Below are 14,433 nucleotides of genomic sequence, written 5' to 3' on the forward strand. Positions count from 1 at the left end.
AGACTTGCAGCTTCTACTTGTAGACCATCTTCTTGGTCATGCCGCCATCGACCACAAATTCCTGGCCGGTGACGAACCCGGCATTCTTCGACAACAGCCACGCCACCATCGCCGCGACGTCTTCGACAGTCCCGACCCTGCCCGCCGGATGCTGGGCATGGTCGGCATCGGTCAGGGGGGCGGCACGTCGTGCCGCCGGGTCTCGCGCATCGATCCAGCCAGGGCTGACCGCGTTGACGCGTATTTCCGGCCCAAGGCTGATGGCCAACGCGTGAGTCAGGGCCAGCAGGCCGCCCTTGCTCGCCGCGTAAGCCTCTGTATCAGGCTCTGATTGCCCGGCACGGGTCGAGGCCAGGTTGACGATCGCACCGCTGTGAGCGCGCAGATACGGCGCACAGTGTTTGGCCAACAGCATTGGCCCACTGAGATTGACCGCCAGCACCCGGTTCCAGTAAGCCAGGTCGAGGCTTTCCAGGGTGATGTTGTGCGGGTCGGCCACCGCCGCGTTGCACACCAGCGCATCCAGACGCCCGAATTGACCCAGCACCTCCGCAACGCCCAGCGCCACTTGCCCCTCGTTCGAGACGTCCATGGCGACGAACCAGGCGTTTGCGCCCAGCACTTTTGTCACCTTCGAACCACGCTCTCGATCAAGATCGGTCAGCACCACCTGCCAGCCTTCGCTGATCAGCCAGGCCGCGATCCCCAACCCGATGCCGCGTGCAGCACCGGTGACCAGTGCAACGCGGCCATGGGTGCCGGTACCCGGCGTCGCCAACTCGATCACAAGGCCGCCAACCCGCGCGCCAGATCGGCTTGCAGGTCTGCCACGTCTTCCAGACCGACCGCGATGCGGATCAGGCTGTCACGAATGCCCGCCGCTTCACGCTCTTGCGGCGCCAGACGGCCGTGGGAGGTGGTGCTCGGGTGCGTGATCGTGGTTTTGCTGTCGCCCAGGTTGGCGGTGATCGAAATCAGACGGGTCGCATCGATAAAGCGCCAGGCGCCCTCTTTGCCGCCCTTGACCTCGAAACTCACCACGGCGCCGAAACCTTTCTGCTGGCGCAGCGCCAGTTCGTGCTGCGGATGGCTCTTGAGGCCGGCGTAATGGACTTTCTCGATGCCGTCCTGCTGCTCCAGCCACTCGGCCAGTTGCTGGGCGTTGGCGCAATGCGCCTTCATGCGCAGGCTCAGGGTTTCCAGACCCTTGAGGAAGATCCAGGCGTTAAACGGGCTCAGGGTCGGCCCGGCGGTGCGCAGGAAACCCACCACTTCTTTCATCTGCTCGCTGCGACCGGCGACAACGCCGCCCATGCAACGGCCCTGGCCGTCGATGAACTTGGTCGCCGAGTGCACGACGATGTCCGCGCCCATCTTCAGCGGTTGTTGCAACGCAGGGGTGCAGAAGCAGTTGTCGACCACCAGCATCGCGCCTTTGGCATGAGCGATTTTCGCCAGCTCGGCAATGTCTACCAGCTCTGCCAATGGATTGGACGGCGACTCGACGAACAGCAATTTGGTGTTGGCCTTGATGGCTGCGTCCCAACCGGACAGGTCCGCCAAAGGCACGTAGTCGACTTCGATGCCGAAGCGCTTGAAGTACTTTTCGAAGAGACTGATGGTCGAGCCGAACACGCTGCGCGACACCAGCACGTGATCACCAGCGCTGCACAGGCTCATGACCACCGCCATGATCGCTGCCATGCCGGTGGCCGTGGCGACCGCTTGCTCGGCGCTTTCCAGCGCGGCAATGCGCTCTTCGAACGCGCGAACGGTCGGGTTGGTATAACGCGAGTAAACGTTGCCCGGCACTTCACCGGCAAAGCGCGCCGCCGCATCGGCAGCGGTACGGAATACGTAGCTTGAAGTGAAGAACATCGGATCACCGTGTTCGCCTTCCGGCGTGCGGTGCTGACCGGCGCGTACGGCCAGGGTATCGAACGCTACGCCTTCGAGGTCGCTGTCCAGCCGACCGGCATCCCAATCCTGACTCATGCTGTCACTCCTTGCCTTGTTCTTTATCAGTAGATACAAAACCGGCCCCTCAGGGCCGGTAGTTACTCAGTTGTTGTACAGATCAATGATCGCGCTGACGGCCTGCGTCTTGACCTTGGAGGCATCGTTACGTGCCTGCTCGATCTTGTTCAGGTAAGCCTCGTCGACGTCACCGGTGACGTACTGGCCGTCGAACACCGCACAATCGAACTTCTCGATCTTGATCTTGCCGCCACCGACCGCTTCGATCAAGTCAGGCAAGTCCTGATAGATCAGCCAGTCGGCGCCGATCAGGTCGGCAACGTCCTGGGTCGAACGATTGTGGGCGATCAGCTCGTGAGCGCTCGGCATGTCGATACCGTAGACGTTCGGGTAGCGAACGGCCGGTGCTGCGGAGCAGAAGTAGACGTTTTTCGCGCCGGCTTCACGGGCCATCTGGATGATCTGCTTGCACGTGGTGCCACGAACGATCGAGTCGTCCACCAGCATCACGTTCTTGCCGCGGAATTCCAGTTCGATGGCGTTGAGCTTCTGGCGTACGGATTTTTTCCGTGCGGCCTGGCCCGGCATGATGAAGGTCCGGCCGATGTAGCGGTTTTTCACGAAGCCTTCGCGGAACTTGACGCCCAGGTGGTTCGCCAGCTCCAGGGCCGCAGTGCGGCTGGTGTCCGGGATCGGGATGACCACGTCGATGTCGTGTTCAGGACGTTCGCGCAGGATCTTCTCGGCGAGCTTCTCGCCCATGCGCAGACGGGCCTTGTACACCGACACGCCGTCGATGATCGAGTCCGGACGCGCCAGGTAGACGTGTTCGAAGATGCACGGGGTCAGGGACGGGTTGGTCGCGCACTGACGGGTGTGCAGCTTGCCATCTTCAGTGATGTAGACCGCTTCGCCTGGTGCCAGGTCGCGAATAAGGGTGAAGCCGAGCACGTCCAGGGAGACGCTTTCGGAGGCGATCATGTACTCGACGCCTTCGTCGGTGTGACGCTGACCGAAGACGATCGGGCGGATGCCGTGCGGGTCGCGGAAACCGACGATGCCGTAACCGGTCACCATTGCCACGACCGCATAACCACCGACGCAACGGTTATGCACGTCGGTTACAGCGGCGAATACGTCTTCTTCGGTAGGCTGCAACTTGCCGCGCTGGGCCAGTTCGTGCGCGAACACGTTGAGCAGCACTTCCGAATCGGAGTTGGTGTTGACGTGGCGCAGGTCAGATTCGTAAATCTCCTTGGCCAGCTGTTCAACGTTGGTCAGGTTACCGTTGTGCGCCAGGGTGATGCCGTAAGGCGAGTTGACGTAAAACGGTTGAGCTTCGGCCGAGGTCGAGCTGCCCGCGGTCGGGTAACGCACATGGCCAATGCCCATGTGACCGACCAGGCGCTGCATGTGACGCTGATGGAACACGTCACGCACCAGGCCATTGTCCTTGCGCAGGAATAACCGGCCATCATGGCTGGTCACGATACCGGCAGCGTCCTGGCCGCGGTGCTGGAGGACGGTTAGCGCGTCATACAGCGCCTGATTGACGTTCGACTTACCGACGATACCGACGATGCCACACATGCGACGCAACCCCTACTTAATGGATCTGAACTGAACACAACTCACAGAGGCGTTTTGGCCGTCGGCAAGAGGTGCTCCTTGAACGGTATCTCAGCGGGTACGCTGATACCGCTGGCAAGCCACTGACTGCTCCACCCGAGGATCAGGTTTTTGGACCAGTCTGCGACCAATAGAAATTTTGGCACGAGCTGTGACTGTTGCCACCACCCGTCCTGCTGTACCGGCCCCAGGCTCAACAGCCCGACCGCCACGACCACCAGCAACACGCCACGCGCGGCGCCGAAGGCCATGCCGAGGAATCGATCGGTCCCGGATAGCCCGGTGACGCGTACCAACTCGCCGATAAGATAATTGATCATTGCGCCTACGATTAACGTGGCGATAAACATGATGGCGCAGCCCGTGATCACACGAGCTGATGGCGTTTCGATGTATCCGGCGAGGTGCTCGGACAATGCACCACCGAACATCCAGGCGACGACTCCTGCGATGATCCAGGTCACCAGCGATAATGCTTCTTTGACGAAGCCGCGGCTCAGACTGATCAATGCGGAGATGGCGACGATTGCAACGATCGCCCAGTCAACCCAGGTAAATGGCACAGTGCAGCCTACAGACGGATAAGGCGGCGCATTTTAGCAGAGCGCATGGCTATCGGTAAGCTGCGATTGTCAGTGCATTTCAAATCGGGGCGATAGTTTTAGTTGCGCTCAGGCTGGAAACGCACCACAAACCCCTTGAGGTTCTTCTGGCGGCCCAACAAGTCGCGCAGGCGATCCGCTTCGGCGCGCTCGATCAGCGGCCCGACAAACACCCGATTCTTGCCATCGGCCGTGCGGATATAGGCGTTATAGCCCTGACTGCGCAGGTCTTTTTGCAAACTTTCTGCGCTTGCACGGCTCGACAGACTGGCCAGTTGCACCGACCAGCTGACCGACAGGCCATTGGCATCGACGCGGCTTTGAGTCGTGTCTGGCTTGCCCGGCGCGGCCGTAATCGGCTGGGCAGGCGGCGTGGTCGGCGCAGCAGGCTTGACCACCGGCGCGGGAGCGACCGGTTTGGTAGCAGGCGCAGCCGCGGCTGGCGCACTCGGGGTGATCGGCGCCACGGGTGCTTCTTGCTGAGCGATCTCGTCATCGCTTGGCACAGGTTCCTGAGGCAGCGCTTGTGGCTCGGGCACCACCACTGGCTCGACCTGCACTGGCGGCACCGAGGGTGCTTGCGGCGCAGCCGGGGCTTCGACCGTCACTTGACGCTGCTCATCCTGGCGGGAAAACAGCATCGGCAGAAAAATAACCGCCAGCGCCACCAGAACCAGGGCGCCAACCATGCGCTGTTTGTATGCCTTATCCAGCAATGCCATTTGCCGCTTCCTCCGTGGAGCGCCGGGCCAGCCATTCGAGGGCCTCGGCGACACAATAAAATGATCCGAACAACAGAATCTCGTCGTCGCTCGTTGCCAGTGCGCACTGCCCTTCCAGGGCGGCGGCCACACTGTCATAAGACGTTACCGCAGCGCCAAGGTTCTGCAACGCCGCCTGCAAATCGGCCACCGGGCGCGCACGCGGCGAATCCAGCGGCGCGACAGCCCATTGCTGGACACTAGCATTCAATTCACTGACAACACCATCCAGATCCTTGTCCGCCAACAAGCCAAACACCGCCAGACGCTTGCCGACCGGCGGACGAACGGCCAGACGGCGCGCCAGATACTCGGCTGCATGCGGGTTATGCCCCACATCCAGCAACAGGTTCAGACGCTTGCCCTGCCAGTCGATTTGACGGCGGTCAAGACGACCTGCCACCCGCGTCGCTGTCAGCGCATTGATTACTTGCGAATCGACCCACGGCAAACCGAGCAACAGGTAAGCCTGCAAGGCCAGTGCGGCGTTTTCCATCGGCAGATCGAGCAACGGCAGATCATGCAACTCGACCACTCGCCCTTGAGCGTCAAGACCGCGCCATTGCCAATTGTGATCGGTCACACCGAGGTCGAAATCGCGCCCACGCAGGAAAAACGGGCAATTGAGCTCGCGGGCTTTATCCAGCAGAGGTTGCGGAGGATTCAGGTCACCACAGAGCGCAGGCGCGCCCTGGCGGAAGATGCCGGCTTTCTCAAAAGCCACGGATTCGCGGGTATCGCCCAGGTAATCGGCGTGATCGACGCCAATACTGGTGACCAGCGCCATGTCGGCATCGACCACGTTGACCGTGTCCAGACGCCCACCCAAGCCGACTTCCAGCACCACGGCATCAAGCGCTGCCTGTTGAAACAGCCAGAACGCCGCCAGGGTGCCCATCTCGAAGTACGTCAGGGAAGTGTCGCCACGGCCCGCCTCGACCGCAGCAAAGGCTTCGCACAACTCGGCGTCCGTCGCTTCGACGCCGTTGACCTGCACCCGCTCGTTGTAACGCAGCAGGTGCGGAGAATTGTAGACACCAACGCTCAGGCCTTGAGCCCGCAGCAACGAGGCCACGAATGCACAGGTGGACCCCTTGCCATTGGTGCCGGTGACCGTGATCACCCGAGGCGCCAGCTTGCCCAGTCCCATGCGGGACGCTACCTGTTGCGAGCGCTCCAGGCCCATGTCGATGGCCGAAGGGTGCAACTGCTCTAGGTAGGCGAGCCACTCGCCAAGGGTACGTTCGGTCATAGGTTGGCAGGTACCGGTGGAACCACGATCGGCTCAATGGGTGCGGCAACGAATTTTGGCGTCGGCAGACCCATCATTTGTGCCAGCAGGTTGCCCAGGCGCGGACGCAGTTCCTGACGGTGAATGATCATGTCGATTGCACCGTGCTCCAGCAGGAACTCGCTACGCTGGAAACCTTCCGGCAGTTTTTCACGCACGGTCTGTTCGATCACGCGTGGACCGGCGAAGCCGATCAGGGCTTTCGGCTCACCGACAATCACGTCGCCCAGCATCGCCAGACTGGCGGAAACGCCGCCGTAGACCGGATCGGTCAGCACCGAGATGAACGGAATGCCTTCTTCACGCAGACGCGCCAGGACCGCAGAGGTCTTGGCCATTTGCATCAGGGAGATCAGGGCTTCCTGCATCCGCGCACCACCGGAAGCGGCGAAACAGATCATCGGGCAACGGTTTTCCAGCGCGTAGTTGGCGGCGCGGACAAAACGCTCACCCACGATGGCGCCCATCGACCCCCCCATGAAGGAGAACTCGAAAGCCGAGACCACCACTGGCATGCCCAGCAGGGTGCCGCTCATGGAGATCAGTGCGTCTTTTTCGCCAGTCTGCTTTTGCGCAGCGGTCAGGCGGTCCTTGTACTTCTTGCCATCGCGGAATTTCAGGCGATCAACCGGCTCCAGGTCCGCGCCCAATTCTGCACGGCCTTCGGCGTCGAGGAAGATGTCGATGCGCGCGCGGGCGCCGATACGCATGTGGTGGTTGCACTTGGGGCAAACGTCCAGGGTCTTTTCCAGCTCCGGACGATACAGCACAGCCTCGCAAGACGGGCATTTGTGCCACAGACCTTCAGGCACCGAGCTCTTCTTGACCTCGGAACGCATGATCGAAGGGATCAGTTTGTCTACTAACCAGTTGCTCATGCTTTCTTTCTCCAGTACCGGCGGCCCGAACGCTCTGGTTCGCAGCCCCGCGTATGCCCTTGAGCTAAATTCATGTGTGTGGCGATGATCGGTGGATGGCCGGGTCAGCGAAACGTGACCTGCGTACAATCCAAAAATCCTCAGCCGTGCCTGCTTTGTGCAGCGCAGTGCATTTTGGGACGGCGGCAGTCTGCCAGCCGTCACATCAACTACGTGCTACTACGTACCGCCTTGATGAATGCCTGAATCTTTGCGTGATCCTTGATGCCCTTGCTCGCTTCTACCCCGCCGCTGACGTCCACCGCATAAGGCCGGACCCGGGCGATTGCCTCAGCCACGTTATCCGGCGTCAGGCCACCAGCGAGGATGATCGGCTTGCTCAAGCCCTGCGGTATCAGAGACCAGTCGAACGCCTCACCGGTTCCACCGGGAACACCTTCGACATAGGCATCAAGCAGGATACCGCTGGCACTTGGAAACGCATCGCAGGCCGCCGCGATGTCGTCGCCGGCCTTGACCCGCAACGCCTTGATGTACGGGCGGTGCCAGCCTTCACATTCGGCTGCGGTTTCGTCGCCATGGAACTGCAACAGGTCCAGCGGTACGGCGTCGAGCAGCTCGCCCAACTCGCAGCGGCTGCTGTTGACGAACAACCCCACGGTGGTCACGAACGGCGGCAGCAACTTGATAATGTCGCGCGCCTGCTGGAACGTGACGGCCCGCGGACTCTTGGCGTAAAACACAAACCCGATGGCATCCGCCCCGGCCTCGACCGCCGCCAACGCATCTTCTATGCGGGTAATCCCACAAATCTTGCTGCGAACGGCTGACATGTCGATAAAACCTCAGGGCAAATCCGAGAAAGTCCCGGATGGTAACAAATGCGTTCGAGGGCGTCAGCCGTCAAGTTCAGAGAAGCCGGTGAGGAAGTGTGGGCCGATGTAACGCTCAGGCAATTGGAACTCGTCGCGATACTCGACCTGCACCAGATACAGGCCAAACGGATGCGCCGTCACCCCGCCAGAACGACGGATCCGACTCTCCAGCACTTCCTTCATCCACTCCACCGGACGCTCGCCCGCACCGATGGTCATCAAGACACCGGCGATGTTGCGCACCATGTGGTGCAGGAAGGCGCTGGCGCGGATATCCAGGACGATCATCTTGCCGTGGCGCGTGACACGCAGGTGATGCAGTTCCTTGATCGGCGATTTGGCCTGGCACTGACCGGCGCGGAATGCGCTGAAATCATGGGTACCGACCAGGTACTGGGCGGCCTCGGCCATGCGCTCCACATCGAGCGGACGGTGGTTCCAGGTGATTTCTTCGTTGAGATGCGCCGGGCGGATCTGATCGTTGTAGATCACATACCGATAACGGCGGGCGATGGCCTTGAAGCGCGCATGAAAATGCGCCGGCATGACCTTGGCCCAGCTGACACTGACGTCGTGGGGCAAGTTGATGTTGGCGCCCATGACCCAGGCCTTCATCGAACGCTCGACCTGCGTATCGAAATGCACCACTTGGCCGCACGCATGCACGCCCGCATCAGTGCGCCCGGCGCAGAGCAGCGACACCGGTGAGTCGGCGACTTTGGATAAGGCCTTTTCGAGGGTTTCCTGCACAGTGAGCACACCGGAGGCCTGGCGCTGCCAGCCGCGATAACGCGAGCCTTTGTATTCAACGCCCAACGCGATCCGGAAAAAGCCGTCGGCCGCCATTTCGGCAGCCGGGTTATCTATATTTGCCAAGGAGTCACAGCCTGCTGATGTGCGCAAAGGCGGGCATTATAAAGCTGTCCGGCGGGGATACCAGCACAACAGAAAGTACGATATTGAATGTTGCAGCCCTTTCGCGGGCAAGCCCGCCCCCACAGTGTTTCGGGGGTGTTCTCAGGTTATGTGACCGCCACAAAACCTTGTGGGAGCGAACCTGCTCGCGATGCCGGCCTGACAGACGCCGTCGGACCACCACTGAAACAAAAACGGCAGCCTCAATGGGCTGCCGTTCTGTTTATTGCCTACCGATCACTCAAGCCAGATGCGAAAGCATCTCCTTGGCCTCGCTCTTCTGGCCAGCATTCCCCTCGACCACAACCTCATTGAGGATGTCCCGAGCGCCGTCGTTGTCACCCATGTCGATGTAGGCCTGGGCCAGATCGAGTTTGGTGGCGACTTCATCGGTGCCGGAGAGGAAGTCGAAGTCCGGCTCGTCCGCCGCAGAAGCCATAGCGTCTTCTGCAGTAAAGGTCGGCTCACTCATGCTCTGGGACAAACGATCCAGCTCGGCGTTGACGTCATCCAGTTCAGCGGCAAAGGCGTCCTTGACCTCAGGCTCGGCCGGGGCGGCATCCATTTCATCAGCCAGCGACAGGTCGAAATCGGCCGGCAGCTCCAGATCGTCCTGAGGCACTTCAGGTTTTACAGGCTCCGCAGGCAGGTCCTTCACGCCTTCGTCCAGATCCAGCAGGAAGTCATCTTCAGCGAGGAGATCCTGCGATGTATCACCGCCCAGATCCATGTCCAGATCGAAGTCCGACAGGTCGTCGAGGTTTTCCTTGATTTCGGTCTGTTCCTTCAATACCGATTCAAAGCTCAGGTCATCGTCCAGCGGAAACTCGTCAAGGTCAGCCGCAGCTTCCGGCTCTGGCGTGACCACTGCGGGTGACGCGGCTTCCAGGTCATCCAGGCTCAGGTCGAAGGCACTGTCCAGGTCATCGGCCGGTGCTTGCGGCTCGTCCAGCAACAGGTCCTTGACGTACTGCGCGTCCAGCTCGGCAGCGAGGGCGGCGGCAGCAAGACCACCGGCAGCCGCGATAGCCATTGCCGGGAAGCGGCTTTTAAGCTGCTCGACCTGGGCGAAGTTGTCACCGTTGGCGACCAACTGACGCTCCTGGGCAACAAATGCATCGCGATCGCCCTGCTGACCGTAGACTTCCATCAGTTTCAGACGCAAGTCGCTGCGCTGTGGCTCTTGCTTGATGCCGTCTTCGAGCAACGCAGCGGCCTGGTTCAGACGACCGGCGGCAATGTGCGACTGAGCCTTGGTCAGTACGTCGTCATTGCGCTCGGCCGCTGGCGACACCAGCGGCGCGGCGATCGGCGTCGTCATTACATCCGGGGCTGGAGCTGGAGCTGGAGCAGGCGCTGGCGCAGGTGGTGGCGTTGGAATCGGCGCGGTAGCGAGTTTCACGCTCGGCGGCGGAACTTCCAAACCTTCGAAGCTGCTTTCTGGCAGGTCCTGCTCGGCAGAGAATTCCTTCTCTTCTTCCAGGGCACGCGCCATGCGCAGGTGTTTCTCGGCTTCTTGCTGCGCCTTGCGGCGACGCGCCAGCAACAGCAGCAGAAGCAGCAGAACCACTGCCCCACCGCCTACCAGACCCAGCAGGACCGGATTGGTCAGCAGTTCGTTGAATTTCTGCTCGTCGGAAGCTACCGGTGTCGGCTCGATTGGCGGCTCGGCAGGCACGGGTGCAGGAGCAGTCTCAGGCGCAGACGTTTCCGGAGCAGGAACCACTTCAGTCGGTGCTGCCGCAGGGTTCGCGGCCAGTTCAGCAGACATTGCCGGAGGGGTCGTCGCTGGAGTCGAAGCCGACGCTCCCGCTGCGCCTTCAGCCTGCAACTTGGCCAGTTGATTGTTCTTCAGCTCGATCAGGCGCTGCAGCTTATCCAGCTGACTTTGCAGATCGGTCATGCGGCTTTTCAGTTCAGCGTTGTCACGACGGGTCGTGTCGAGGCTTTCCTGGGTCACCGCCAGTTTGTTGTTCAAGGCTTTGGCATCACCTGCAGCGCCTTTGCCCTTGCCGGTTTCGGCAGAAACCAGGCTCAGGTTGTCTTTCGCCGTTTGCGATGGAGCTGCGTCAGCGCGGCCACGCTTGGTGGCATCGAGTTGCTGCTGCCCGGCACCGGGCTTCGCCACATAACGACGACCCTGGCGCCATGCGGTGTTCTGGGCAGCGACCTCAGCGATTGCCTTGGGTTGCGGCAGGCTGGTGCTCTGCGCCTGATCCGGCAAGCGCAGCACCTGACCGGTTTTCAGCCGGTTGATGTTGCCGTCGATGAAGGCATCCGGGTTCAGCGCCTGGATGGCCAGCATGGTTTGCTGGACCGAACCGCCATTACGCGCTTTCGCGGCGATTTCCCACAGGGTATCGCGCGGCGTGGTGGTGTATTGGGACGGCTGGGTGGCACCGGTCACCGGCGCAGTGACCGTTTCGGTCGGCGCAGGCTGCGCAGCCGCTTCAGCGGTCTGCGGGGAGAATTTGGAAGGATCGAGCAGCACGCTGTAATCGCGCAGCAAACGACCGTTGGGCCACATCACCTGAACCAGGAATTTCACCATGGGTTCGGACAGTGGTTTGCTGGACGTTACACGCAGGATACTTTTGCCGCTGGCATTGAGCACGGGCGTGAAGGTCAGGTCGTTGAGAAACGCCTGGCGATCGACACCGGCCTTGGCGAAATCTTCGGGTGACGCCAGGCTCGGCACCACTTCTGCGGCGGTGAGGTCCTTGACGTCGAGCAGCTCGATTTCCGCCACCAGAGGTTGGTTCAGCGTCGACTTCAGGGTCAATTCCCCGAGCCCGAGGGCATGCGCCATACCGGAGGACAGCGCCGAGGCGGCCGCTATTGCTAACACCAGTTTGCGAACTTGAACCATAGCCTCATCCTTTGTTTGAACATTCCTCGGCCAGCGAGAAGGTGTTGATAGCCGCTGCCGTAAGGCATTGCGCGCGGCGACGAAGGGTCGTCACGCGCGATCATTTCATAAATGCCCCGGAAAGCCCCGAAGAGTGGCTCGCCATCAGCAATCCGGCCAAGCATAGCGCTCGACTGGACTCATTCGAAAAATTGTTGCCAAGTATCTTTTACAGCAGGTCTTTTATCAACAATTCAGCCACCTGCACAGCATTGAGCGCAGCGCCTTTACGCACGTTATCTGACGTCAGCCACAAATTAAGTTCCGACGGGTCGTCGATTCCGGCGCGAACCCGACCAACGTAGACCACGTCCTGCCCTACTGCATCGCCTACTGCCGTCGGGTAATCGCCGGCTTCCACCAGTTCGATACCCGGTGCGTCTTCCAGCGCCGCGTTGACTTTCGCCAGGTCCACAGCGCTCGCTGACTGCAAGGTCACGCTAAAGCTATCGCCAAAAAACACCGGGGCTTGAATGCAAGTGACAGAAATCTTTAATAAAGGCAGCGCCATGACCTGACGCAGCTCACGCACCAGGCGTTTTTCCAGCAGCGTATGACCCTGCTCATCAGGCTTGCCGACCTGAGCCAACAGGTTGAAAGCCATCTGCCGATCAAAGAAAGTCGGCTCCAGCGGACGCACATTGAGAAGCTCGGCGGTCTGCCGGGCCAGCTCGGTCACGGCTTCGCGCCCCTGGGCGGAAACGGCCAGGCAGGCGGTCAGGTTGATGCGCTGCAGGTCGAGCAAACCGAGCAGCGGCGCCAAAACCACGGCCAGCGTGGTGGCCGACGGGCTTGGGCTGCAGACCTGAAACGGCTTTTTCAAACCGGCCAAGACGTCGGCGTTGGCTTCCGGCACCACTTGCGGCGCCTGATTGGCCGGCAAAGCGCCGGACAGGTCGATCAGCGAACAACCGGCAGCGGTCGCGCGCGAGGCAAAACTCAGGGTCACTGCCGGACCGGCAGCGAAAAACACCAGCTGAACCTTGCTGAAATCGAATTCGTCGACTTCACGCACCCGCACGTTCTTGCCGCGAAACGGCACCGAATGCCCGGCGGATTCGCTACTGGCCAGCAAATGGAGGTTGCCGACCGGGAAGTCGCGTTCTTCGAGAATCTGCACGAGCGTTTCGCCGACAGTACCGGTGGCGCCGATCACGGCAATATCAAAGGACTGGCTCATGGTTCTACCTCTGGCGAAACGGGGGGAGCGGCACTTTACCGGGTGGGTGGCGCGCAGGCAATTCGGCTGGGGTTTTGTGGTGTATGCGCCGGCTTCTTCGCGGGCAAGCCTCGCTTCTACGGGTTGTGTGTCGGTCGCGAAATCTTGAAACAACCGCGATACCTGTAGGAGCGAGGCTTGCCCGCGAAGAGGCCCTTCCTGACGACATACCTTCCCAAAAAAAACCCGCACCTCTTTCAAGGCGCGGGTTCTTTGATTACTTCAATCGATCAACGCTCAAGCAGGATCCGCAGCATGCGACGCAGCGGTTCGGCCGCGCCCCACAGCAGTTGGTCGCCGACGGTAAACGCGCCGACGTACTGCGTGCCCATGTTCAGCTTGCGCAGACGGCCAACCGGTACGTTCAGGGTGCCGGTGACTTTCGTCGGGCTCAGTTCCTGAATGCTGGCTTCGCGATTGTTCGGCACCAGTTTGACCCAAGGGTTGTGCTGGCTGATCAGCCCTTCGATGTCGGCGATCGGCACGTCTTTGTTCAGCTTGATGGTCAGCGCCTGGCTGTGGCAGCGCATGGCGCCGATGCGCACGCAGATGCCATCCACCGGGATCGGGCTCTTGAAGCGACCGAGGATCTTGTTGGTCTCGGCCTGGGCCTTCCATTCTTCGCGGCTCTGACCGTTCGGCAGCTCCTTGTCGATCCACGGGATCAGGCTGCCGGCCAGCGGAACGCCGAAGTTTTCGGTCGGGTACGCGTCGCTGCGCATGGCTTCGGCCACACGGCGGTCGATGTCGAGGATGGCGCTGGCCGGGTCGGCCAGTTGATCGGCGACAGCGGCGTGGGTCGCGCCCATTTGCTTGATCAGTTCACGCATGTTCTGCGCGCCGGCACCGGAGGCCGCCTGATAAGTCATGGCGCTCATCCACTCGACCAGACCGGCTTCGAACAGGCCGCCAAGGCCCATCAGCATCAGGCTGACGGTGCAGTTGCCGCCGATGTAGTTCTTGGTGCCCGCGTCGAGCTGCTGGTCGATGACCTTGCGGTTCACCGGATCCAGCACGATCACCGCGTCATCCTGCATGCGCAGGCTGGAAGCGGCGTCGATCCAGTAACCCTGCCAGCCGGCTTCGCGCAGCTTCGGGAATACTTCGCTGGTGTAGTCGCCACCCTGGCAGGTCAGAATCACGTCGAGGGTTTTCAGCTCTTCAATGCTGTAAGCGTCCTTGAGCGGAGCAATGTCCTTGCCCACGGACGGGCCTTGGCCACCGACATTGGAAGTGGTGAAAAACACCGGCTCAATAAGATCGAAATCCTGCTCTTCCAGCATCCGCTGCATGAGCACGGAACCGACCATACCGCGCCAACCGATCAGACCTACACGTTTCATCGCAACTACACCTTCTTTAAAAAGTGGGCCGCTGC

Annotated in this window: 12 protein-coding genes; all 12 read right to left on the reverse strand. The window is 61.1% G+C overall.

Annotated features, from left to right (window positions below; all coding sequences use genetic code 11):
* Positions 1-13 precede the first annotated feature (13 nt).
* Positions 14-787, reverse strand: a complete 774-nt coding sequence (locus tag JIO00_RS19215) for an SDR family oxidoreductase (RefSeq protein ID WP_010456018.1) — start codon at positions 785-787, stop codon at positions 14-16.
* Complete coding sequence (locus tag JIO00_RS19220; protein ID WP_010456020.1) at positions 784-1,995, reverse strand: O-succinylhomoserine sulfhydrylase; 1,212 nt, start codon at positions 1,993-1,995, stop codon at positions 784-786. Before JIO00_RS19220 ends, JIO00_RS19215 begins: the two co-directional genes overlap by 4 nt.
* 66 nt (positions 1,996-2,061) lie before the next feature.
* Positions 2,062-3,567 carry an amidophosphoribosyltransferase gene (purF, locus tag JIO00_RS19225; RefSeq protein WP_010456022.1) on the reverse strand — a complete coding sequence of 502 codons (1,506 nt, stop codon included), beginning with the start codon at positions 3,565-3,567 and terminating at the stop codon, positions 2,062-2,064.
* A gap of 41 nt (positions 3,568-3,608) precedes the next feature.
* Positions 3,609-4,169, reverse strand: coding sequence for a CvpA family protein (locus JIO00_RS19230; RefSeq protein WP_200666645.1), 561 nt, complete (start codon positions 4,167-4,169; stop codon positions 3,609-3,611).
* A gap of 98 nt (positions 4,170-4,267) precedes the next feature.
* A complete protein-coding gene (locus tag JIO00_RS19235; protein ID WP_010456026.1) occupies positions 4,268-4,930 on the reverse strand; it encodes an SPOR domain-containing protein in 663 nt (220 codons plus the stop codon).
* Entirely contained in the window at positions 4,914-6,221 is a 1,308-nt protein-coding gene (gene folC, locus JIO00_RS19240; protein ID WP_154912770.1) for a bifunctional tetrahydrofolate synthase/dihydrofolate synthase, read from the reverse strand. The genes JIO00_RS19235 and folC overlap by 17 nt, the downstream gene beginning before the upstream one ends.
* A complete protein-coding gene (gene accD, locus JIO00_RS19245; protein ID WP_010456031.1) occupies positions 6,218-7,138 on the reverse strand; it encodes an acetyl-CoA carboxylase, carboxyltransferase subunit beta in 921 nt (306 codons plus the stop codon). Before accD ends, folC begins: the two co-directional genes overlap by 4 nt.
* 209 nt (positions 7,139-7,347) lie before the next feature.
* Entirely contained in the window at positions 7,348-7,971 is a 624-nt protein-coding gene (locus JIO00_RS19250; protein ID WP_010456034.1) for a phosphoribosylanthranilate isomerase, read from the reverse strand.
* 63 nt (positions 7,972-8,034) lie between these two features.
* The gene (gene truA / locus JIO00_RS19255; protein ID WP_010456035.1) at positions 8,035-8,859 is read right to left on the reverse strand and encodes a tRNA pseudouridine(38-40) synthase TruA; all 825 of its coding nucleotides are present in this window, start codon (positions 8,857-8,859) and stop codon (positions 8,035-8,037) included.
* A gap of 310 nt (positions 8,860-9,169) precedes the next feature.
* The gene (locus JIO00_RS19260; RefSeq protein ID WP_200666647.1) at positions 9,170-11,797 is read right to left on the reverse strand and encodes a FimV family protein; all 2,628 of its coding nucleotides are present in this window, start codon (positions 11,795-11,797) and stop codon (positions 9,170-9,172) included.
* A gap of 208 nt (positions 11,798-12,005) precedes the next feature.
* Positions 12,006-13,016, reverse strand: coding sequence for an aspartate-semialdehyde dehydrogenase (locus JIO00_RS19265; RefSeq protein WP_200666649.1), 1,011 nt, complete (start codon positions 13,014-13,016; stop codon positions 12,006-12,008).
* Between the two features lie 269 nt (positions 13,017-13,285).
* Entirely contained in the window at positions 13,286-14,398 is a 1,113-nt protein-coding gene (gene asd / locus JIO00_RS19270) for an aspartate-semialdehyde dehydrogenase (protein WP_054052925.1), read from the reverse strand.
* Between the last annotated feature and the right edge of the window lie 35 nt (positions 14,399-14,433).

Origin of the sequence: Pseudomonas sp. SW-3 (assembly GCF_016615645.1) — a bacterium.
Classification (GTDB): Bacteria; Pseudomonadota; Gammaproteobacteria; order Pseudomonadales; family Pseudomonadaceae; genus Aquipseudomonas; species Aquipseudomonas mandelii.